The organism is Nocardioides sp. (assembly GCF_014360585.1).
Classification (GTDB): Bacteria; Actinomycetota; Actinomycetes; order Propionibacteriales; family Nocardioidaceae; genus Nocardioides.
Window position 1 is genome coordinate 33,296 of record NZ_JACIXG010000024.1, and the last position, 20,742, is coordinate 54,037.

The 20,742-nt window shown below is 68.4% G+C and carries 21 protein-coding genes and 1 tRNA gene; 10 read left to right on the top strand and 12 right to left on the bottom strand.

Going from position 1 to position 20,742, the window contains the following annotated elements:
• Positions 1 to 5 precede the first annotated feature (5 nt).
• Entirely contained in the window at positions 6 to 761 is a 756-nt protein-coding gene (locus tag H5T77_RS10240; RefSeq protein ID WP_292648511.1) for an aminoglycoside phosphotransferase family protein, read from the bottom strand.
• A gap of 73 nt (positions 762 to 834) precedes the next feature.
• Entirely contained in the window at positions 835 to 1,440 is a 606-nt protein-coding gene (locus H5T77_RS10245; protein ID WP_292648514.1) for a CGNR zinc finger domain-containing protein, read from the bottom strand.
• Here H5T77_RS10245 and H5T77_RS10250 point away from each other — a divergent pair.
• Complete coding sequence (locus H5T77_RS10250) at positions 1,439 to 2,620, top strand: MFS transporter (protein WP_292648516.1); 1,182 nt, start codon at positions 1,439 to 1,441, stop codon at positions 2,618 to 2,620. The genes H5T77_RS10245 and H5T77_RS10250 overlap by 2 nt on opposite strands.
• Before the next feature lie 9 nt (positions 2,621 to 2,629).
• Here H5T77_RS10250 and H5T77_RS10255 read toward each other — a convergent pair whose 3' ends face one another.
• From H5T77_RS10255 to rplK, 6 genes are all read right to left on the bottom strand, one after another.
• Positions 2,630 to 3,397 carry an amino acid ABC transporter ATP-binding protein gene (locus tag H5T77_RS10255; protein ID WP_292648519.1) on the bottom strand — a complete coding sequence of 256 codons (768 nt, stop codon included), beginning with the start codon at positions 3,395 to 3,397 and terminating at the stop codon, positions 2,630 to 2,632.
• Positions 3,397 to 4,209: an amino acid ABC transporter permease gene (locus H5T77_RS10260; RefSeq protein WP_292648521.1), complete on the bottom strand. Its 813-nt coding sequence runs from the start codon at positions 4,207 to 4,209 to the stop codon at positions 3,397 to 3,399. The genes H5T77_RS10255 and H5T77_RS10260 overlap by 1 nt, the downstream gene beginning before the upstream one ends.
• Positions 4,206 to 4,997, bottom strand: a complete 792-nt coding sequence (locus H5T77_RS10265) for a transporter substrate-binding domain-containing protein (RefSeq protein WP_292648524.1) — start codon at positions 4,995 to 4,997, stop codon at positions 4,206 to 4,208. The genes H5T77_RS10260 and H5T77_RS10265 overlap by 4 nt, the downstream gene beginning before the upstream one ends.
• Before the next feature lie 78 nt (positions 4,998 to 5,075).
• Entirely contained in the window at positions 5,076 to 6,641 is a 1,566-nt protein-coding gene (locus H5T77_RS10270) for a carboxylesterase/lipase family protein (protein ID WP_292648527.1), read from the bottom strand.
• Between the two features lie 256 nt (positions 6,642 to 6,897).
• Entirely contained in the window at positions 6,898 to 7,614 is a 717-nt protein-coding gene (gene rplA / locus H5T77_RS10275) for a 50S ribosomal protein L1 (RefSeq protein WP_292648530.1), read from the bottom strand.
• A 62-nt stretch (positions 7,615 to 7,676) separates the two neighbouring features.
• On the bottom strand, positions 7,677 to 8,105 hold the full coding sequence (gene rplK, locus H5T77_RS10280) for a 50S ribosomal protein L11 (RefSeq protein ID WP_141802520.1): 429 nt from the start codon (positions 8,103 to 8,105) through the stop codon (positions 7,677 to 7,679).
• A 212-nt stretch (positions 8,106 to 8,317) separates the two neighbouring features.
• On the opposite strand from rplK, the gene H5T77_RS10285 reads away from it, so the two are divergent.
• Entirely contained in the window at positions 8,318 to 9,523 is a 1,206-nt protein-coding gene (locus tag H5T77_RS10285) for a lytic transglycosylase domain-containing protein (RefSeq protein WP_292648537.1), read from the top strand.
• A 55-nt stretch (positions 9,524 to 9,578) separates the two neighbouring features.
• Here H5T77_RS10285 and H5T77_RS10290 read toward each other — a convergent pair whose 3' ends face one another.
• The gene (locus tag H5T77_RS10290; RefSeq protein ID WP_292648540.1) at positions 9,579 to 11,030 is read right to left on the bottom strand and encodes a LamG domain-containing protein; all 1,452 of its coding nucleotides are present in this window, start codon (positions 11,028 to 11,030) and stop codon (positions 9,579 to 9,581) included.
• Positions 11,031 to 11,262: 232 nt separating this feature from the next.
• Here H5T77_RS10290 and H5T77_RS10295 point away from each other — a divergent pair, with 232 nt between their 5' ends.
• The 3 genes from H5T77_RS10295 to H5T77_RS10305 all read left to right on the top strand — a co-directional run bounded on the left by H5T77_RS10295 (position 11,263) and on the right by H5T77_RS10305 (position 14,701).
• The gene (locus tag H5T77_RS10295) at positions 11,263 to 11,619 is read left to right on the top strand and encodes a winged helix-turn-helix domain-containing protein (protein ID WP_292648542.1); all 357 of its coding nucleotides are present in this window, start codon (positions 11,263 to 11,265) and stop codon (positions 11,617 to 11,619) included.
• A gap of 98 nt (positions 11,620 to 11,717) precedes the next feature.
• Positions 11,718 to 13,433, top strand: a complete 1,716-nt coding sequence (locus H5T77_RS10300) for an alpha-glucosidase (protein WP_292648545.1) — start codon at positions 11,718 to 11,720, stop codon at positions 13,431 to 13,433.
• A 110-nt stretch (positions 13,434 to 13,543) separates the two neighbouring features.
• Positions 13,544 to 14,701, top strand: a complete 1,158-nt coding sequence (locus tag H5T77_RS10305; RefSeq protein ID WP_292648547.1) for a glycosyltransferase family 4 protein — start codon at positions 13,544 to 13,546, stop codon at positions 14,699 to 14,701.
• A gap of 170 nt (positions 14,702 to 14,871) precedes the next feature.
• Here H5T77_RS10305 and nusG read toward each other — a convergent pair whose 3' ends face one another.
• The 3 genes from nusG to H5T77_RS10320 all read right to left on the bottom strand — a co-directional run bounded on the left by nusG (position 14,872) and on the right by H5T77_RS10320 (position 16,120).
• The gene (gene nusG, locus H5T77_RS10310) at positions 14,872 to 15,693 is read right to left on the bottom strand and encodes a transcription termination/antitermination protein NusG (protein WP_292648550.1); all 822 of its coding nucleotides are present in this window, start codon (positions 15,691 to 15,693) and stop codon (positions 14,872 to 14,874) included.
• A gap of 62 nt (positions 15,694 to 15,755) precedes the next feature.
• Positions 15,756 to 16,031, bottom strand: coding sequence for a preprotein translocase subunit SecE (secE, locus tag H5T77_RS10315; protein WP_292648552.1), 276 nt, complete (start codon positions 16,029 to 16,031; stop codon positions 15,756 to 15,758).
• Positions 16,032 to 16,047: 16 nt separating this feature from the next.
• Positions 16,048 to 16,120 (bottom strand) — tRNA-Trp (locus H5T77_RS10320).
• A 128-nt stretch (positions 16,121 to 16,248) separates the two neighbouring features.
• Here H5T77_RS10320 and H5T77_RS10325 point away from each other — a divergent pair.
• From H5T77_RS10325 to rlmC, 5 genes are all read left to right on the top strand, one after another.
• A complete protein-coding gene (locus H5T77_RS10325; RefSeq protein WP_292648554.1) occupies positions 16,249 to 17,532 on the top strand; it encodes an aspartate aminotransferase type Ic in 1,284 nt (427 codons plus the stop codon).
• Entirely contained in the window at positions 17,529 to 18,566 is a 1,038-nt protein-coding gene (locus tag H5T77_RS10330; protein ID WP_292648557.1) for an adenosine deaminase, read from the top strand. Before H5T77_RS10325 ends, H5T77_RS10330 begins: the two co-directional genes overlap by 4 nt.
• A gap of 24 nt (positions 18,567 to 18,590) precedes the next feature.
• Positions 18,591 to 19,199: a DUF4190 domain-containing protein gene (locus H5T77_RS10335; protein WP_292648559.1), complete on the top strand. Its 609-nt coding sequence runs from the start codon at positions 18,591 to 18,593 to the stop codon at positions 19,197 to 19,199.
• 95 nt (positions 19,200 to 19,294) lie between these two features.
• Positions 19,295 to 19,609, top strand: a complete 315-nt coding sequence (locus H5T77_RS10340; RefSeq protein ID WP_292648561.1) for a DUF4190 domain-containing protein — start codon at positions 19,295 to 19,297, stop codon at positions 19,607 to 19,609.
• Positions 19,610 to 19,612: 3 nt separating this feature from the next.
• Positions 19,613 to 20,740 (top strand): 23S rRNA (uracil(747)-C(5))-methyltransferase RlmC, encoded by a 1,128-nt coding sequence (rlmC, locus tag H5T77_RS10345; RefSeq protein WP_292648563.1) that lies wholly within the window; start codon positions 19,613 to 19,615, stop codon positions 20,738 to 20,740.
• Positions 20,741 to 20,742: the final 2 nt, after the last annotated feature.

The following is a 20,742-nucleotide window of genomic DNA, read 5'->3' on the forward strand; positions in this document are numbered from 1 at the left end:
AGACCCTACTGGCAGCGCGCCAGCACCGCGGCGAGCCGTTCCTCGAGCCGCACCAGCATCGCCCGATCGGACCAGATCGGCGAACGACCCGGTGGTGGCAGGAATCCGACGACGTCCATCACGTCGAAGTACGGCTGCGGCTCTCTCCCGGTCCGCGCGACATAGTCGATGGCGAATGCGTCCGCCGGCACGTTGCCCTGACGAACGGCGATGTTCGATGCGCAGTGCGCCACGTCCAGCCACGCCGGCCCGATGGATGTCTCCACCCAGTCGACGACCCCGCTGATCCGGTCCCCCGACCAGAGCACGTTTCGCAGAGCGAAGTCACGGTGGATGAAACACGACTCGTACGCGGGCGGAGCCGTTCGCAACAGGGCGAACGCGTCCTCCCACAAGCCGCGATCGACAGCCCAGTCGGGGACGACGAACTTCGCCTCCCAGGCCCACGACTGATAGATCCGCACCGGGATGGTCGGCTCGATCGCATGGATGTCGGCGAGCAGCTGCGCGAGCAGACCGAGCGAGTCGGTGTCCGTCCTCAGCTGGTCGACCTGCCCGGGAAGCAGCGTCATCAGGTGTGCTGGATGCTCACAGCGTTCCCCCTGACGGTCCAGGGCAAGTGACCGCGGCGCGGGCACTCCACTTCCCTCCAGCATCTCCTGGATCTCGGCCTCTCGACCGTTGAGTGCCGCCCCGTGCGTACGCCACGGTTCGTTGGTCGTGAGCCGCAGGACCGACTCGGATCCAGAGTCGGTTCGCACGCGGCAACCCTAGAAGGTAGTTCGGGACGTTCCTGCCCATTACTCGCCGGTAGATGGACAAGAACGTCCCGAACTACTTCTGGCGAGCGCGATGCGCGGCCGCCTTCACGCGACTCTGGCAGCGGGTGGAGCAGAAGCGGCGGCCGGCGTTCTTGGATGTGTCGACGAAGACCCGGTCGCACGGGTCGGCTTGGCAGACGCCGAGGCGGCCGGCCAGGTCGGAGCCGATGGCCAGCGCCAGACCGGCAGCGATACCCGCGCCCCAGCCGACCACGAGCCCGGACTCGCGTCCGTGGAAGTGGAGCGCCCAACCTCCCCCGCGCGCCCGGTCGAGCTGCGGGACCGAGCCCATCTCCCGCATGAGCGAGTTGACCTGGGTCGCAGCGGCGTCGAGGTCGCCGTTCGCCGCAGCCTCGAACACCACGCGGAGCGATCCGGCCAGCGCGACCAGCCCGTCGGCTGCGGCGTCGTCGACCCGCGGCTGATAGTCGGGACGGGCCAACAGGCCTTGTACGACCCCGGCGCGCTGCCCGAGCGGTGGCGGCTCGACGGCGCGCGTGCCGTCGTGACCGGCGGTCAGGGCGTTGACGAGCTTGCACGCCTGCTCCGTCACCGTGTGCACGTGACTGTCGAAATGTATTTGACCAGTCACCAGAGCTGGATCTACGGTCTCACTCATGACCGTCATTCAACCATTGACCAGTCACCAACGCACGCGATGGCCGCGGGCTCTCGTCGCACTGGTCATCGCCCGGGCGGTCAACCGGCTGGGCTCGTTCGCCATGGCGTTCCTGGCGGTCACCCTGGTCGAGGTCCACGGCGCCTCGCTCACGACCGCAGGAGCCGTGGTGGCCGTCTTCGGCCTCGCCACCATTCCCTCTCGGCTCCTCGGCGGCTGGCTGGCCGACACCGTGGGCCGACGACCGACGATCGTCGCAGGACTGGTCGCCTGCGCAGCGGCTCAGCTGGTCATCGCCGCCTCCCCCGGAGTCCTCGGTGCGCTCGTCGGCGCGACGCTGCTCGGGCTGGCCTATGAGATCTACGAGCCCGCCTCTCAGGCGCTGATCGCAGAGTGCGTCGAGCCGGAGCGGCGGCCGCAGGCGTACGGGCTCTACGGCGCAGCGATGGCGGTGGCCGGCGTCGCAGCAGGTGCGCTGGCGGCGGTCGTGGGCGGCGTCGACCTCCGACTGCTCTTCGTCGCCGACGCCCTCACCTGCCTGTCTGCGGCGGCGCTGGTCCTCGCGCTCGTACGCGACACCAGCGGGCCACGCTCGCCCCGGGACAGGTCCGGCGCAAGCCCCTGGCGTGACCGCCGGCTCCTGACGATGCTCGCCCTCGGCACCGGCTTCGCCACCGCGTGGATCCTGAGCACGGTCGCCCTCCCCCTCACCGTCTCCGCTCGCGGACACGACGCCGCCGCGACCGGCTGGCTGCTCGTGGTCGCCGCGCTGGTCACGATCGCCGGCCAACGCCTGCTCCGCGGCGCCGCCGGGCGGCCGTTCCCGCTGATGCGCGCGGGACTGGTCCTGATGGCGGTCGGCTTCGCCGTGATCGCGTACGCAGCGCCGTTGCCGTTGCTGGCCCTCGGCTGCGCGATCGTCGCCCTCGGCGAGGTGCTCCTGCTCGGCCCGCCGATCGCCCTGGTTGCCGGTCTGGCGACCGACGTCACCAGAGCGGGCTACCTGGCGGCGTACGGGACCTGTTGGGGCATCGCACAGACGATCGGGCCGATGCTCGCGACCGGGCTGATGTCCCTCGGGACACCGATCGTCTGGCTCGCGGGCGCAGGTCTCTGCCTCGCCCTCGCGGCGGTCACGGCCGCTGTCGCCCGCGTCTGTTCACCGAGGGTGACCCGGTGAACAGACGCCTCAGAGCACGCGGGCCAGGAACTCCTTGGTGCGCTCATGCTGCGGGTCGCCGAGGACGTCGGCGGGGAGGCCCTCTTCGACGATGACGCCACCGTCCATGAAGACGACCTTGTCGGCCACCTCGCGGGCGAAGCTCATCTCGTGGGTGACGACCATCATCGTCATGCCCTCGGCTGCCAGATCCTTCATGACGGCCAGAACATCACCGACCAGCTCCGGGTCGAGCGCGGAGGTGGGCTCGTCGAAGAGCATCATGTCGGGGCTCATCGACAGCGCTCGCGCGATGGCGACGCGCTGCTGCTGGCCGCCGGAGAGGTGAGCAGGATAGGCGTCGGCCTTGTCCGAGAGCCCGACCTTCTCCAGGTTGGTTCGAGCGATCTCCAGCGACTCGGCCTTACCGCGCTTGAGCACCTTCTCCTGCGCGACGGTCAGGTTGCGCAGAGCGGTCATGTGCGGGAACAGGTTGAACTGCTGGAAGACCATCCCGATCCGGGCCCGCAGCCCGTCCACGTCGGCGTCCGGGTCGGTGATCTCCTCGCCGTCGACCAGGATCGTGCCGCTGGTCGGCTCCTCGAGGAGGTTCACGCAGCGCAGCAGCGTCGACTTCCCGGAGCCCGAGGGCCCGATGACACAGACGACCTCTCCGCGCGCGATGTGGAAGTCGATGCCCTTGAGCACCTCGTTGTCACCGAAGTACTTGTGCAGGTTCTGTACGTCGATCACTGCCGCGCCGCGCTCGGCAGCCGGTGTCGTCTCGGTCTGGGTCATCAGCGGGCCTTCCCGGACTTGGCTTCCATGCGGCGTACGACGATCGAGAGCGGCACCGTGATCAGCAGGTAGCACAGCGCGATCGTGACCATCGGGGTCAGGTTGGCGAAGGCGTTCATGTTCTCCCGGCCGAACGCGGTCAGCTCGTACTCGTCCAGGGACAGACCGATGACGTAGATCAGCGAGGAGTCCTTGGTGAGCAGGATCAGCTCGTTGGTCAACGGCGGCAGGATGATGCGGAACGCCTGCGGGATCACGATCGTGACCATCGCGCGCGTGTGGGTCATGCCCAGGGTGCGGGCCGCTTCGTACTGCCCCTTCGGCACCGCCTGGATGCCCGCGCGGATCGTCTCGGCCATGTAGGCGCCGCCGACCAGACCGAGCGCCAGCGTCACCGTGGGGATGTTGCCGAGGTTCACACCGAAGGCGATCGGCAGGCCGAGGCCGAGCACCAGGAAGACGACCAACGCCGGCAGCCCACGGAAGAGCTCGATGATGCCGGTGGAGATCCACCGGTAGGGACCCACGCTCGAGAGCCGCATCAGCGCCAAGACCAGTCCCAGCGCCAGACCGAAGACGAAGCCGCAGGCGGTGTAGACGATCGTGTTCTTGAGCGCGATCAGGATGACATCGGGAAACAGCTGCGAGGCGATGTCGATGTCGAGGAACGCCCGCCTGATCTCACCCCAGTCGGCGATCAGGGCGAGGACGACGACCAGCAGCACCAAGATGGCGTACTGGATGTAGCGGACGAGCGCCGCGCGTTTGCGCGGCGACATCCGCTTCTTGGGAACCACTGCCGCGTCAGTCACTGCGCGGCAGCCTCCCCGAACCACTTGGCGTAGACCTCGTCGTAGGCGGCCTTGTCGTTGATGCCCTTGTTGAGCGCCTCGAGCAGCTCGTCGTTGCCGCCCTTCTTGACGGTGAAGCCGTACGCCTCACCGGTCTGGAACTCGCTGGTGATCTCCATCTCCGGGTTGGACTTGACGAAGTCGTAGAGCAGACCGTTGTCGTTGACGCCGGCGTCGGCCTTGCCGGAGTTGACCGCCTGCATCATCAGCGCGGAGTCCTCGAGGGTGATGATCTTGGTGTCCTCGGGGGCGTTCTCCTTGACGTAGTCGGCCCCGGTGGTGGCCTCCTGGACCGCGACGGTCTTGCCGGCGAGATCGTCGAGCGAGGCCAAGCCGGCGCCCTTCTTGGTCATCAGCGCCTGGGTGGCCTCGAAGTAGGGCTCGGTGAAGTCCATGACCTTCTCGCGCTCCTCGGTGATCGTCATCGCACCCGCGGCGACATCACACTTGCCGGAGTTGAGCGCCTCACCGGAGACGATGGTCTCCCAGCCGATGTTGACGACCTCGGTCTCGAGCTTCTCGGCATCGGCCGCGATCTTGAGCACGTCGATGTCGAAGCCGACGACCTCGCCACCCTCGTTGAACTCGAACGGCTTGTAGGGCAGGTGCGTGCAGATGGTCAGGGTGTCGGCCTTGACCAGCTTCGCGCCCGACGGCGACGTGCCCCCCTCGTCGCCACCGCCGCAGGCGGCGAGCGCCAGGGCGAGGGCGGGAACGGTCAGGGCAGCAGCGAGCTTCCGCAGATTCATGCGGGGCACTCTACGTGTCTTTGGCCACGTTGAGCCCGGGACCCTCGCCTAGAGGCGCCATCGTGGCGAGATTGTGAGTCAGCCGATAACCCCTGCCCAGAAGGCGCAGTGGCTCGCCGCGGCGGTGTCGACCGTTAGGATTCCCGCCTTCCCCGGCGCGAGCTGAAGCACGTCGCCAGAGTCTCGGAAGGCCGGCCAGCGCGGAGCGCGCGGCGCGACCGGACGCCCGTGGTGGGCGAACGAGGTCCAGTAGGCGACCATCGTGTCCGACAGCTCCTGCTGCGGCTCGTCGAGCTCACCCAGCAGGCCCGGGAACAGGTAGGTCAGCTCCGTGGCGTGCTCGGCGCCCTCGTCATAGCCCGGCATGTCGATCAGCGGCGGCGCGCCCCGGTCGGCGAACTGGTAGGCGAAGACCGGCACCCCGGCTGCCTCGAGCTTCGCGAAGGCATCCTGGTGCGCGCAGGTGGACAGCCCACCGGCCGAGTCGGTGCGAATGGCCGCCAGCGCGTGCCGCGGCTCGTCGAAGGCGCTGGCCGGGTAGAGCTCGAGGACGGCGTCAGCGGCGGGGCCATAGGTGCTGCGTACGATCTGCTCATACTGCTCCACCGTGATCGGCCGCGGATACTCGAGCCCGACATAGAGCCGCATCTCGTCCAGGGTCGAGCCGTGCATCACCGGCATCCGGTTGAAGTGGCCAGAGTCGATGGCATCGGGATAGGTCCGCGGCAGCACCCGCGGGTCGCCGACGACCGGACCGGCGTTGAGCCCCTCAGCACCGAAGGCCTCGACCAGGTCCTTGGCCGGGGTCGCACGCAGACACTCCGCGACGTCGGCCGCGTCGCCGCAGCCCACCGCGTCGGCGAGCCGACGGCCCTCGGCCTCGGCACCCGCATCGCTCCGGGCCCCGGCCGCGCAGCTCCCGCTCTGCGGGATCGCCTTGTGGAACAGGCCTGCAGCGGCGGGCGAGGCGATCTGGGCGCAGGTGTCGATCGACCCGGCAGACTCCCCGAAGACCGTCACGTTGCGCCGGTTACCACCGAAGGCGGCGATGTTGCGCTGCACCCAGCGCAGCGCGGCCTGCTGGTCGAGCAGTCCGTAGTTGCCGGACTCGTACGCCCCGTCCAACCCGGCATGCGCGAGCCAGCCGATCGCGCCGAGACGGTAGTTGACGCTCACGACGACCACGTCACCGTCGACGGCGAGCTTGCTGCCGTCGTAGCCGGTGCTGGAGCCGGTGGTGTTCCCTCCGCCGTGGAACCACACCATCACTGGCAGCTTCCGCTTACCCGGCTTGTTCGGGGCGAACACGTTGAGGAACAGGCAGTCCTCGTCGAAGGTGGACTCACCTCCGTACGCCGGAGCCAGCTGCGCGCACTGGCTACCCGGTTCGGTGGCGTCCCGCACCCCGGTCCACGAAGCGGCCGGCGCCGGGGCGCGCCAGCGGAGCCGGTCGACCGGCGGGGCGGCGTACGGGATCCCCTTGAACGTCCGGAAGCCGTCGTGGGCGACACCGCGGACCGCTCCCTTGTCGGTCACGACGACTGGGTCGAGGGCGTCGGGTGGCGCTGCTGCCGCGGCAGACAGGCCTGTCGCAGTGAGGGCTGCGGCGGCGAGGATCGGGACGAGAACACGAAGTCTGAGCACCGAGGTTCCTTTCGTCGACCTTCCGACCCTAGGGTCCCGGCACCCTCGTCCGGCAGTGACAGAGGAACAGAAAGAAGACGTACGCAGCGCACAAATGCATCGAGCGCCGCCGCCCGGTCTGGGCGACAGCGCTCGATGCTTAGGTCACACGTGAAGGGTCGATCTCGACCCGCGGTCGCGGCTTCGCAAGCTCAGCCGCGCGCTCGCTCGATCCCTTCGCGTTGTGTCCCTGCTCGTTCCTCGCAGGGTCACAGGCTCAGGCCTCGTCCTCACCCGCGACGTTCTTGATGCGGTTGGGGTCGACCTGGACACCGGGGCCCATGGTGGTCGAGACGGTGACCTTCTTCAGGTAGCGGCCCTTGGAGGAGGACGGCTTCAGACGAAGCACCTCCTCGAGAGCAGCGGCGTAGTTCTCAGCGAGCTGGGCCTCGGAGAAGGAGGCCTTGCCGATGATGAAGTGAAGGTTGGCATGGCGGTCGACCCGGAAGTCGATCTTGCCGCCCTTGATGTCGGACACGGCCTTGCCCGGGTCCGGGGTGACCGTGCCGGTCTTCGGGTTCGGCATGAGGCCACGGGGGCCGAGCACGCGGCCGAGGCGGCCGACCTTGCCCATCATGTCCGGGGTCGCGACGACGGCGTCGAAGTCGAGCCAGCCACCGGAGACCTTCTCGATCAGCTCGTCGCCACCGACGACGTCGGCGCCGGCCTCGCGAGCGGACTCGGCCTTGTCCGGAGCAGCGGCGAAGACGATGACGCGCATCGTCTTACCGGTGCCGTGGGGCAGGCTGACGGTGCCGCGCACCATCTGGTCGGCCTTACGGGGGTCGACACCGAGACGCATGACGACGTCAACGGTCTCGTCGAACTTCTTCTTGCTGGAGCCCTTGGCGATCTTGATCGCGGCCAGCGGGGCGTAGAGCTCGTCCTTGTCGAACGTCTCTTCCGCCGCGCGGTAGGTCTTGCTGCGCTGCATGATGATTCCTTAAGTGGTTAAGAGGAGATGTGGTTAGCGAGCCAGCGCGGCTCTCCCACGTTTCAGTCGGTGGTGACGCCCATGGAGCGGGCGGTGCCCTCGACGATCTTCATCGCGGCGTCGATGTCCTCCGCGTTGAGGTCGGGAAGCTTGGTGGTCGCGATCTCGCGCACCTGGTCCTTGGTCAGCTTGCCGACCTTGTCCTTGTGCGGGACGGACGAGCCCTTCTTCAGACCGGCGGCCTTCTTGATCAGCTCGGCGGCCGGCGGGGTCTTCGTGATGAAGGTGAAGCTGCGGTCCTCGTAGATGGTGATCTCGACGGGGATCACGTTGCCGCGCATGGCTTCGGTCTGGGCGTTGTACGCCTTGCAGAACTCCATGATGTTGACGCCGTGCGGACCGAGCGCGGTACCGACCGGCGGGGCCGGGGTCGCGGCGCCGGCCTGCAGCTGCACCTTGACGAGCGCTGCGATCTTCTTCTTCGGAGGCATTCTTGAGATCTCTTCCTTCTCGTGGTCATGACGAAGCCGCTTTTGCGTTCGGCCTCTGCCACCTGCTGTGTTGCTCTCGCAACTGGTCAATTGTCCGTGATCGAGGTCGGATCCACGAAATCTGCACGCAGGTTCACTGATCGGACCCCTCTTCGTGACGGCGACCACACGTCGCTGACATACTCCCCCCGGGATTTACAAAGGGAGCTCAATTGTTCAATCGACGCCGTCTGTCCATGTACGCCGCACTCGTCCCGCTGACCGCGCTCTCGGCCGCCTGGACCGCTGCCGCCACCGGGACCGGGTTCGATCCCGACGAGCCCGTGAAGCTGCCCGGCGGGGAGATCATGGCGACCTCGATGATCGAGCAACCCGCGAGCGTGACGGAGCCCGCGCCGGCCCAGGGGGCTCGCGAGGGCGCCCGGACCGGCACGGTCGCCATCGCGATGGCGCAGGGCAGCGGCATCCCGATGACCGCACTGGCCGCCTATCAGCGCGCGGCCGCCGTCGTCACCACCGCCGACCGGGCCTGCGCCCTCGACTGGAATCTGCTCGCCGCCGTCGGGATGGTCGAGTCCGACCACGGACGTCTGAAGAGCAGTCGCCTCGACGACGCCGGCAAGGCCTCCCCCGCCATCTACGGCCCGGCGCTGACCACCGCGGCCGGCGACCCCGCACCCGACACCGATGCCGGCGCGGTCGACAAGCTCACCAGCGGAGACCGGGCCGTCGGACCGATGCAGTTCATCCCCTCCACGTGGCCGCTGGTGGCGGTCGACGGAGACGGCGACGGCGTACGCGACCCGCAGGACATCGACGACGCCGCCCTCGCCGCCGCGGTCTACCTCTGCTCGGGCGAGGAGGACGTCTCGACCACCAAGGGGCAGCGGGCCGCGCTCGCGCGCTACAACCGCAGCGAGGCGTACGTCGCCACGGTCCTGAAGATCGCCAAGGGCTACTCCGACAGCCCCTACGGCAGCGACGACATCGAGCTCGCCGCCGCCCCCGCGCACACCGAGCCGAGCCCCACCGCGCGCGGGCCGAAGGCGAAGAAGAGCTCGGACGGGAAGCCGGGCAAGAAGCGCCCGGACAACACCACCCAGTCGAAGCCGAAGCCGACGGCTGGTGCGGACCCGGACGAGAAGCCGAGCTCGAGCCCCTCGACCACACCCACCCCCAGCCCCACCCCGACCGACGACGGCAGCTGGGCCTCGATCCCCGAGCGACGTGGGATCTGCGCCGCTGAGCTGGCCGCCCGCTTCCCCGACCTCGCGCCGGGCTGGGACACCAACCGCGCCATCGACGCCTGCGGCGTCCGACTGCTCGGCCGGACCGTCACCGAGACCAGGGCCGACGCCCCCGGAGTCGTCACCGACATCACCGGGTACGTCGAGTGGCTGATCGACACGCTGCCGTAGACGGCGCGCTGTTGAACGCCCTGCACCCTGATGGGCGCAGGGCGTTCAGACGCGCTCAGTAGGTGGTGTCGCCGTTGCAGATCATGCGGATGTCCGACTCCGACTTGACCGAGGAGTAGAGGCGTACGTCGTCGACAGCACCGTGCCACTTCTGCGACTCCTCGCCCCCGACCCAGCCGGACCCGACCCGCACCGGGCCGGCGGACGACGGCCCGGTCGGCTCGAAGGCCGCCGAGGTCGCCACCGGCACACCGCTGTCGGCCGGGAACGCGTCCGGCGGAGTTCCGATCGCACAGGTGTAGAGGGTCATCTCCTTCGCCGATGCGTCCCAGACCCCCGACAGGTGGACCCACTCTCCAACGGCGACCGGGCGGGCGGAGGTCACCGCCGTCCGAGGGGTGGTGTCGTCCGACTGCATCCAGAACCCGAAACAGGTCGTCATGCCCTCAGGGCAGTCGCCCGAGGCGAGTCGACCCAGCTGAGCAGCGCCGTTGACCTCGCCGCCCTGCGAGACGGCTGCCCTGGTCACCGAGGACGTGTCGTCGACTCGGACGAAGGCGGACATCGTGAACGACGCCGAGGCGTCCAGCACGGCACCCTGGGTGGTCGCACCACTGTCATCGCCGTCGAATCCCAGCGCCAGGTCACCGGGGAAGTCGTCCGGGAAGAACGCCCGGAACGTCCCGTCGGTCCGTTCGACACCCTCCGGAACGTTCAACGGGTGTGCGCCTCCAGGAGCCGAGTCGAGCTCCGGGCTTGCGCCCGTATCCATACGCCAATAGGCGCCCGTGGACACGGACTCGACACTGAACCGGTAGAGACGCGAGTCCGAGACGTTCCCGGCCCGGTCGATCGCCTCGACGCTCAATCGATGCGAGCCCGAGGTCGACGGGGTGAACGTCGCGGTTGCCGACGCACCGATGGCGGAAGGCTCCACGACCGCGGGGGTCGTCCCGTCGAACGAGTAACGAAATGCCTCCGTGTCGCTCGAGCCGGCGAAGTCGAACGTGCCGGAGGTCCCGACTCCACCCGAGATCTGGTCCTCGGGATAGGTCGTGGACGTGACCACCGGGGCATCCGGCCGAACCGTGTCGACAGTGAACTCGCACGGAGCTGCCCACGGGCCCGGCCGGTTGTTCGTGTCCCGGCCCCTGGCTCGCCAGGTGTAGGTCGCCCCGTCGGTCAGCGTGCCCTCGGGCACCGTCACGGCGTGCGTGGAGCCCGAGGCCGCGGCGGCGTCATAGCCGCTGCTCCACACCGACGACCCGCCGGAGAGCACCTCGAACCTCGCCGCGACATTGTGGTCGTCCGGGTCCGCGAACGTCGCCGACAGCACCGGGGTGGTGTCCCTCAGGTACGACTCACCCGGGCACGTCGTCTCCGGGCTCGTCGACATCTCCGTCGGCGCCGAGGGCGCGGCGTTGAAGGCCGACGCCGACGCGGGATGGGCGCTCACACCCAGACCACACAACGCAGCACTCACGACAGCGAGAACGGACAGGCGCATCACACCACTCCAACCATGATCAGAACGACTCAGTAGGACGCGGAAACGACCCCGCGTCAGCGGTCCAGTCCGCAGGCGGCTGCGCGGCCCCGGATCGCCACGTCATCCTTCCCGAGGTCTGTTGATGATCGGCATGCCAGCGGCATCTGATTCGCATGCCGTTGGATTGCGGTTTCATGTCAGAGGGGCCCTAATGATCCGCCCAGCGCTGCACAGAGGGCAACATTCGACCATGCTCCTCGCAGTACCGGCAGCCCCCACCCGCTACAGGAACAAGCACATCGTCATCGACTCCCTCGACGGGCCGCTCATCTTGGATCTCGATGGAATCCGCCTGTACCGCGGCGACGAAGAGGTGGCTCTGACGATCACCGAGTTCCTCATCCTCGGCACCCTTGCCGAGCAGGCCGGGGCGGCCGTGGAACAGAGGCTTCTGCTTCGCGCGGCATCACGGTTGAAGCACCCGCTCCACCGACGCAACCTTCCCCCGCACATCCGGCGGCTCAGGACGAAGATCGAGGTCGATCCCAGCCAGCCGGCGCTCCTCAAGACTGTCCGCGGGTACGGGTATCGGCTCGACGTGCGGTGAAGGCCGGGCCTTTGCGTTCCGGATAGGCTCGCCACAAGGCCACAGTCGTCCAGGTCATTCTCGACACTGGCATGGTGGCAGACCCGAGGCGGCGGCGCATGGCCACACCCGGCGCGGTTCGATCGGCCTCGGAGAACGAGGCCTGGTGGAAGTCAGCGGTGGTCTATCAGATCTACCCGCGAAGCTTCGCCGACTCCGACAACGACGGCATCGGCGATCTTCCGGGCATCGTGGACCAGCTGGACTATCTCCAGGAGCTGGGGATCGATGTGATCTGGCTGTCGCCGGTCTATCGCTCGCCCCAGCAGGACAACGGCTACGACGTCAGCGACTATCAGGACGTCGATCCCCTCTTCGGCACCCTGGAGGACCTCGACCGGCTGATCGCCGCGGTGCACGTACGGGGCATGAGGCTGATCATGGACCTCGTCGTCAACCACACCTCGGACCAGCACCCCTGGTTCCTCGCCTCGCGCGCCTCGCGTGAGGCACCCACCTCCGACTGGTACTTCTGGCGCGACGCCCGGCCGGGGACCGTGCCAGGTGAGCCGGGGTCGGAGCCGAACAACTGGGGGGCGTCCTTCGGCGGCCCGGCCTGGAAGTGGGTGCCGGAGCGCGGCCAGTACTACCTGCACCTGTTCGACCCGTCCCAGCCGGATCTGAACTGGGACAACCCGGACACCCGCGAGGCGATCTTCACCATGATGAACTGGTGGCTCGACCGCGGGATCGACGGCTTCCGGATGGACGTCATCAACTTCATCTCCAAGGATCCCGAGATGCCCGACGGGCCGCTCAACCGCGACGGCTACGGCGACGGGATGCCGCACTTCAGCTACGGGCCCCAGATCCACGCCTACCTGGCCGAGATGAAGCGCCGGGTCTTCGACCCACGGCCGGACACCTACCTCACCGTTGGCGAGATGCCGGGTGTGACTCCGGAGCAGGCCCGCGAGTTCACCCACCGCGAGCACGGCCAGCTGGCCATGGTGTTCCAGTACGAGCACGTCTTCCTCGACGCCGAAGGCGACAAGTGGACCCAGCGCCGGATGAACATCAACGACCTGCGGGACACGCTCGCGAAGTGGCAGACCGCCCTCGGCGACTCCGGATGGAACAGCCTCTACTGGAACAACCACGACCAGCCCAGGGTCATCTCCCGCTACGGCAACGACACCACGTACTGGCGCGAGTCGGCCACCGCCCTGGCGACCGTGCTGCACCTGCACCGGGGCACGCCGTACGTCTACCAGGGCGAGGAGATCGGGATGATCAACGCCCCGTTCGCCGCGCTGGACGAGTTCCGCGACATCGAGTCCCTGGACTACTACGCGAAAGCCGTCGGTACGCACCACGAGGACCCCGCCGACGTGCTGGACACCCTGCGGCGCCGGAGCCGGGACAACTCGCGCACACCGATGCAATGGAGCGCCGCGCCTGGTGCCGGCTTCACCACCGGAAATCCCTGGATCGGACTCAACCCCAACCACAGCTGGTTGAACGTCGCCGCGCAGCGCGGGACGCCAGGTTCGATCTATGAGTACTACCGAGCGCTGATCGCCCTGCGCCACCGGCTGCCGGTCGTCGTGGACGGCAACTTCGTCGCCGTCCACACGGGTCGTGACCAGATCTACGCGTTCCGGCGCCACCTGAGCGACACGACTCTCACCGTCCATGCGAACCTGTCCGACCTGCCCGTCTCCTTCGACCGCGACGACCTGGCGGATCGTGACCTGGTGCTGACCAACTACACCCCGAGCCGGAGCAGGCCCGGTCGGCTGGAGCCCTGGGAAGTTCGCGTCCACGTGCGGTGAGGGTCCACCGGCTACGCTGGAGTCAAGACTGCAGGACACCTGTCGCCCGCCGCGGACACCGCGGAGGCACACGGCAGCGGTGTCGGCAGCAATCCGCAGACAGTTGGCAGATGCCTTCGTACCGCGACGATCGTCAGAAGACAATCGGAAACATCTACTTCGTCTGGAACCCCTACCAACCACTGCCGGCAGGCACCGGGGGAACCGAGAACTACACGATCGGGCACGTCCGCGAGCTCAACCGCCGCGGTATCAAGGCCCATGTCGTCACCATCGGGGTCGGCCTGACGGACGGCCGCGACGAGTTCACCGACATCCCCTTCGTCTCGTTGGCGTCCGTCGCTGACGTCGACGACCTGGACGGGGTGGTGATCTTCGTGGCCGAGTTCCCCGTCGTGGCCACCAGACGACCGGCGTACCAGATGCTGCACGTGCCGCCGCCGGGCGCCGACGTCGACCGAGTGCGGATCGCCGCCACCATGCAGGACCGGTCGCTGATCGCGACCAGCCGGTTCGCCGCCGGGCTGTGGGCCGAGTTCCTCGACGTCGACGTGGACACGATCAGCATCGTCTACCCCTACGCCGAGCTCTGCTTCAGCACCGAGGTCCGACCTCCCGCCGACGACGCCGAGATCCGCATCCTCTACGCCGGCCGGCTGAGCCCGGAGAAGGGGATCTACACCTTGCTGGCGATGCTCGACCTGGTCCCCGCCGGCCGGGACCGGTCCTTCACCTGCACGGCCACGACCGCAGGCGCCGACAAGCCGCACGGCCGCAACATCCAGCGCGTCCTCGAAGCCCATCCCAGGGTCCGGGTCGTCCCCCGTCGGACGACTCCGCGGTCGATGGCCACGCTGATGGCCCAGCACGACATCATCGTGATGCCGTCCAACAGCCAGTACTGGCACGAGACCTTCGGCATCGTCTCGATCGAGGCCCAGCACTCCGGTTGCCGCGTCGTCGCCTCCGACGACGGCGGGCTCCCCGAGACGGACTGCGGCTCGATCACTCTCGTCGCGCCGGACAACCCGGCCGCGCTGGCACGAGGCATCCACGACGCCACGGCACTCGGCCCGGTCGACGAGCTCGTCAGGATCAACGCCGCTGCTCGGTTCACCGTCGACCACTCTGTCGACGGGCTCATCGACGTTCTCCTGATGCCGTCCTCGATCACGCCTGCTGCCGTCGTACGGGACCTGGAGACTCTCGTTCTGCTGCCGGCAGCCGATGATCCGCGGGAGCTCGCCACGTTGCCGACGCCGGTCTGACCGGGTTCGCCAGGAAACACATCAGGCCCCTTGCTCGCAGATGCGGACAAGGGGCCTGATTGTTACGGGAAGGTCGGTCTCGACCCGCTTACACCACTTCGCAAGCTCAGTGGTGACGCTCGCTCGACCTCTTCGCGTTATGACCTGCGACTTCGTCGCAGGTCATAGGCTCAGACCTTCTCGATCTGGTTGAACGAGAGCTCGACCGGGGTCTCGCGACCGAAGATCTCGACGAGCGCCTTGACGCGCTGGGACTCGGCGTTGAGCTCGGTGATGGTCGCGTGCAGCGTGGCGAAGGGACCGTCGACGACGGTGACCGAGTCGCCCTCGGCGAAGTCGACGACCTCGACGGGCTTCTTGGCGGTGGTCGCGGAGCCACCGGTGGAGGACGCGGCCTCACCAGCGGCAGCAGCCTCGGCCTCGGCCTGGGCGACGACGGCCGGAGCGAGCATGTTCTCGACCTCGGTCATCGACAGCGGCACCGGCTGGTGGCTGTGGCCGACGAAGCCGGTGACCGACGGGGTGTGGCGTACGGCGGACCAGGACTCGTCGGTGAGGTCCATGCGGACCAGGACGTAACCCGGGAGAACGGTGCGCTTGACCATCTTGCGCTGGCCGTTCTTGATCTCCGGGACCTCTTCGGTGGGGACCACGATCTCGTGGATGTAGTCCTCCATGTTGAGGGAGACGATGCGGTTCTCCAGGTTGGACTTCACCCGGTTCTCCATGCCGGAGTAGGTGTGGATCACGAACCAGTCACCCGGCTTCGCCCACAGCTCCCGGCGGAACACCTCGAGCGGGTCGTCGTCAGCAGCCTCAGGGGCCTCGCCATCGACGATCTCGTCGAAGGACGCCTCGCCCTCGTCCACGCCGGCGTCGTCGGACTCGCCCGACTCGTCAGCCTCTTCGAACTCAGCCTCTGCAGGCACGTCGGAGGCGGCCTCGGCCGTCTCGAGGACCTCGGTCTCCTCGGTGTAGTCCTGCTCAGACACGTCCTGCTCCAAACCGTTGATTGTGTGTATCGGGTGTGCTCCGCGGGCCGGGGCCCACGCGATCACGCGTCGCGGCCGCCGAACACCCAGAACATCAACTTGCCGAACCCGAGGTCAAGGCCCGCGACGATGGCCATCATGACCAGGACGAAGACCAGAACCACGATGAAGTACGTCGTGAGCTGCTGCTGCGTCGGCCAGACGACCTTGCGGAGCTCGGCCACGACCTGACGGTAGAACGTCGGGAGACTGGTGCGCTTCTCCGTCTTCTTCTCGTTCGGAGTCGGGACTGCCTTGCTGTCCGTCACGCCGCCACCTTCTCTCGAAAACGTTTCCATCGCTGGTCCGGCTTTGCAGGGCACGAGGGACTTGAACCCCCAACCTTCGGTTTTGGAGACCGATGCTCTGCCAGTTGAGCTAGTGCCCTACGGAGGTCTGCATCAGCGGCGCGGTTGAGGGCGCAACTAACCATGTGGGAAGACCACCAACGGTGAGTCTACGCACGCGGCTCAACACGTTCCAAACCGGGACCCCTTGACCCATAGGATTGCTGGCATGACCTCAGATCCCCGCCCCCTCGCCGAACTCTCGCGCGAGGAACTCGAAGCGTTCGCAACGGAGCAGCGCACGGCGTACGACAGCCTGGTGGCCAAGGGCCTGAAGCTGGACCTGACCCGGGGCAAGCCCTCGGCCGACCAGCTCGACCTCTCCGACGGCCTGCTCCAGCTCCCGAAGTCGACGACTGCCCCGGACGGCACCGACACGCGCAACTACGGCGGTCTGGCCGGCGGCATCGAGATCCGCGAGATCTACGCCGAGCTGCTCGGCCTGGAGACCGGCCAGCTCATCGCCGGCGGCAACTCGAGCCTCACCATGATGCGCGACACGCTGATGTACCTGTGGCTCCACGGCGGCGTCGACAGCGAGCGCCCGTGGGGTCGCGAGGAGACGGTGAAGTTCGTCTGCCCGGTGCCCGGCTACGACCGCCACTTCACGCTGCTGGAGTGGTTCGGGATCGAGATGGTGACCGTGCCGATGGGCGCCGACGGCCCCGACGCCGAGGCCGTCGCGGCCCTGGTCAAGGACGACCCCACGATCAAGGGCATGTGGCTGGTCCCGACCTACGCCAACCCGACCGGTGACACCACCTCGCAGGAGATCGCCGACCGGCTCGCGTCGATGCCGACCGCGGCTCCCGACTTCAAGATCTTCTGGGACAACGCCTACGCGCTGCACCACCTGACCCCGGCCGAGACCAAGACCGCCGACATCGTCTCGCTGGCCAACACCGCCGGCAACCCGCACCGTCCGCTGGTCTTCGCCTCGACCTCCAAGGTCACCTACGCGGGCGCAGGCGTCGGCTTCTTCGGCGGGTCGAAGGAGAACGTCGCCTGGTGGCTCGGTCATCTCAGCCACGGCGCGATCGGCCCGGACAAGGTCAACCACCTGCGGCACGCCGAGTTCTTCGGCTCGGCGGCCGGTGTCCGCGAGCACATGGCCAAGCACCGCGAGCTGCTCGCGCCGCGGTTCGCGGCCGTCGAGGACGCGCTCACCGACGAGCTCGGAGCGCTCGGCGTCGCGACCTGGACCAAGCCCGCCGGTGGCTACTTCGTCAGCCTCGACGTCCTCCCCGGCACCGCGACCCGCGTGATCGAGCTGGCCAAGGGTGCCGGCGTCGCCCTGACCCCGGCCGGCTCCGCCTTCCCCGCCAAGGTCGACCCGGAGGACACCAACATCCGGCTCGCCCCGTCCTTCCCGCCGTTGGAGCAGGTCAGCGGCGCCATGGAGGTCGTCACCGTGTGCGTGAAGCTGGCCGCTGCGGAGAAGCTGCTCGCGTGAGGGAACGACGCGACCTACGTACGCTGCCGAAGGCGCATCTGCACCTGCACTTCACAGGTGCGATGCGCCATCAGACCCTGCTCGAGCTGGCCACCCGCGACGGGATCCGGCTGCCCGAGCAGCTGGTCGCGGACTGGCCGCCGACGCTGAGCGCGGCCGACGAGAAGGGCTGGTTCCGGTTCCAGCGGCTCTATGACGTGGCGCGCTCGGTGCTGCGCACCGAGGCCGACATCCGGCGGCTCGTCATGGAGGTCGCCGAGGACGACGTACGCGACGGCGGCAGGTGGCTCGAGATCCAGGTCGACCCGTCGGGCTATGCGGCGAAGTTCGGCGGGATCACCGCCTTCACCGACCTGGTCCTCTCGGCCGTCGCCGACGCCGAACGGGCGACGGGGCTCGGGATCGCGGTGATCATCGCCTCCAACCGCACCCGGCACCCGATGGACGCGCGCACGCTGGCCCGCCTGGCCGGACAGTACGTCGACCAAGGGGTGGTCGGCTTCGGGCTCTCCAACGACGAGCGGCGCGGGCGCACCGAGGAGTTCGACCACGCCTTCCAGATCGCCGAGCGAGCCGGCCTGCGGCTGATGCCCCACGGCGGTGAGCTGCGCGGGCCCGAGCACATCCGCACCGTGCTGCGGTCGCTGCACGCGACCCGTCTGGGTCACGGCGTACGCGCTGCCGAGGACCCGGCGCTGCTCGACGAGATCGTGCGCGCGGGGGTCGCTCTGGAGGTCTGCCCGACCTCCAACGTGTCGCTCGGCGTCTACTCAGACCTCACCTCGGTGCCGCTGCCGCAGCTGCTCGACGCCGGCGCGACCGTGGCGCTGGGCGCTGATGACCCGCTGCTGTTCGGGTCCAGGCTGGCGGCTCAGTACGCCACGATGCGGGCCGCGCACGAGCTCACCGACGAGACCCTCGCCGACCTGGCGCGGATGTCGGTGACCGCCTCGACGGCGCCCGAGTCGACCAAGAAGGGTCTACTCGCGGAGATCGACGACTGGCTCAACGCGCCCTCACAGCCCACGGATTGACTGAGTTAAGACAGAATGTCGGACATGACGAACCCGTCCGACGATCAGTCCGACCCCAACAACCCGGCCGACGGCTCCACTCCGCCTGCGCCGAGCCCGGCCGAGCCGGGCCAGCCGACGTACGGCCAGACCTACGGTGAGCAGCCGCCCAACCCCTACGGCGGCGCGACCTACGACCAGAAGCCGCCGGCGGTCGGCTACGGACAGACTCCGCCGCCGCCCGCCTACGGCGGTCAGCCGAACTACGGCGGCCAGCCGGGCTACGGTCAGGCGCCCTACGGCGCTCCGGGCGGGTACCCCGGGCCGGTCGGCACCCCGGACTCGGGGGCGACCACGGCGATGGTCCTGGGCATCATCGGGCTCGTGGGGGCGTTCCTCTGTGGCCTGCCGGTCGTCCTCTCGCCGTTCGCCCTGTTCCTGGGCCTGAGCGCCAAGAAGCGGATCGACGCTTCGGCCGGTGCCCTGACCGGCCGCGGCAACGCGCAGGCGGGCTTCATCCTCGGCATCATCGGCACCGTCCTGCTGATCCTGAGCATCCTGCTGATCATCGTCATCGTCGTCATCGGGTTCAACGGCGGATTCGACAACCCGTCGAGCTACGACAGCTACGAGCCGTACGACAGCGAGTTCTGAGGGATGACGAGCACACCACCACCGGCGGCTACCAGCCTCCCCCCGCGCCCTACGGCTTCCCGCAGCCTCCGCCCCACCCCGAGGCGAACTCGGCGATGGTCTTCGGGATCGTCGGCCTGTGCCTGTCGGTCATGTGCCTCGGGATCGGCGTCTTCATCGCCCCTTTCGGCTGGATCAAGGGCAAGCGGGTGATGGCCGAGATCGACGCCAACCCGGCGGCCTACAGCGGCCGTGGCAACGCTCAGGCCGGGTTCATCACCGGGCTCATCGGGACGATCTTCGGAGCGCTCTACCTGCTCTTCATGATCGTCTACGTCGTCTTCATCATCGTGATGATCGTCGTCGCCGCCAACGAGAGCGACGTGACCACGTTCGACAGCGTCAACGCGATCCTGAGCAGCCGAATCTGACGGATGGACTGCGACTACTTCACCTCCGGTGCCTGTCGCTCCTGCCGCTGGCTGGAGATGGCGTACGCCGACCAGCTCGCGCAGAAGCAGCGACGGGTCGCCACGGCGCTCGCGTCGGTCGGGCTCGACGAGGAACGTTGGGAGGAACCGGTCTCCAGTCCGGAGGCCGGTTTCCGCAACAAGGCGAAGATGGTCGTAGCCGGCTCGGTGGAGGCCCCGACCCTGGGGATCCTGTCCCACGACGGTCTCGGTGTCGACCTGCTCGCCTGCGGGCTCCACACTCCTGGGCTGCAGGCCGCGCTGCCGGTCCTGTCCCGGTTCGTCACGACAGCGCGGCTCACGCCCTATTCGGTCCCGGAGCGGCGCGGCGAGCTCAAGCACGTGATCGTCACCGAGGCGCCCGGCGGTGAGCTGATGGTGCGGTGGGTGCTGCGCTCCACCGAGGCGCTGTCCCGGCTGCGCAAGCACCTTCCGGCGCTGCTGGACGAGCTCCCGATCGGCGTCGCCTCGGTGAACATCCAGCCGGAGCACAAGGCCGTCATCGAGGGCCCCGAGGAGATCTTCCTGACCGCCCGCGAGACCCTGACGATGGAGGTCAACGGGATCGGCCTGCGACTGCGTCCACACTCGTTCTTCCAGACCAACACCGCCGTCGCGGCCGCGCTCTACCGCCATGCCCGCGATCTGGTCTCCTCGGTGTCTCCGGGCTCGGTGTGGGACCTCTACTGCGGCGTCGGCGGCTTCGGCCTTCACGTCGCCGCGCCCGGGCGGGAGGTGCTCGGCGTCGAGGCCAGCGAGCAGGCCATCGAAGCCGCCGCCTCGACCGCCGCCGAGCTGGGCCTGCCCGGCACCAGCTGGGTGGCCGGCGATGCCGCTGCGTACGCCGTCTCCTCCGGCTCCGCACCCGACCTGGTCATCGTCAACCCGCCGCGGCGCGGCATCGGCGCCGCGCTCGCTGGGTGGCTGGAGCAGTCAGGCGTCGAGCACGTCGTCTACTCCTCGTGCAACGTCGACACCCTCGCCCGCGACCTGCGCGACATGCCCTCGCTGCGACCGGTCTCAGCGCGACTGCTCGACATGTTCCCGAACACCGATCACCACGAGGTGCTCGTACTCCTGAACCGAACCTGACG

Bases quoted from the DNA above. Each gene is read 5' to 3' on its own strand.
- H5T77_RS10325 (WP_292648554.1), top strand. From the start codon at position 16,249: ATGACCTCAGATCCCCGCCCCCTCGCCGAACTCTCGCGCGAGGAACTC.
- H5T77_RS10265 (WP_292648524.1), bottom strand. From the start codon at position 4,997: ATGAATCTGCGGAAGCTCGCTGCTGCCCTGACCGTTCCCGCCCTCGCC.
- H5T77_RS10340 (WP_292648561.1), top strand. From the start codon at position 19,295: ATGGTCTTCGGGATCGTCGGCCTGTGCCTGTCGGTCATGTGCCTCGGG.
- rplK (WP_141802520.1), bottom strand. From the start codon at position 8,105: ATGCCTCCGAAGAAGAAGATCGCAGCGCTCGTCAAGGTGCAGCTGCAG.
- H5T77_RS10305 (WP_292648547.1), top strand. From the start codon at position 13,544: ATGCCTTCGTACCGCGACGATCGTCAGAAGACAATCGGAAACATCTAC.
- H5T77_RS10255 (WP_292648519.1), bottom strand. From the start codon at position 3,397: ATGACCCAGACCGAGACGACACCGGCTGCCGAGCGCGGCGCGGCAGTG.
- H5T77_RS10245 (WP_292648514.1), bottom strand. From the start codon at position 1,440: ATGAGTGAGACCGTAGATCCAGCTCTGGTGACTGGTCAAATACATTTC.
- secE (WP_292648552.1), bottom strand. From the start codon at position 16,031: ATGGAAACGTTTTCGAGAGAAGGTGGCGGCGTGACGGACAGCAAGGCA.
- H5T77_RS10250 (WP_292648516.1), top strand. From the start codon at position 1,439: ATGACCGTCATTCAACCATTGACCAGTCACCAACGCACGCGATGGCCG.
- H5T77_RS10290 (WP_292648540.1), bottom strand. From the start codon at position 11,030: ATGCGCCTGTCCGTTCTCGCTGTCGTGAGTGCTGCGTTGTGTGGTCTG.
- H5T77_RS10300 (WP_292648545.1), top strand. From the start codon at position 11,718: ATGGCCACACCCGGCGCGGTTCGATCGGCCTCGGAGAACGAGGCCTGG.
- rlmC (WP_292648563.1), top strand. From the start codon at position 19,613: ATGGACTGCGACTACTTCACCTCCGGTGCCTGTCGCTCCTGCCGCTGG.
- H5T77_RS10335 (WP_292648559.1), top strand. From the start codon at position 18,591: ATGACGAACCCGTCCGACGATCAGTCCGACCCCAACAACCCGGCCGAC.
- H5T77_RS10295 (WP_292648542.1), top strand. From the start codon at position 11,263: ATGCTCCTCGCAGTACCGGCAGCCCCCACCCGCTACAGGAACAAGCAC.
- rplA (WP_292648530.1), bottom strand. From the start codon at position 7,614: ATGCAGCGCAGCAAGACCTACCGCGCGGCGGAAGAGACGTTCGACAAG.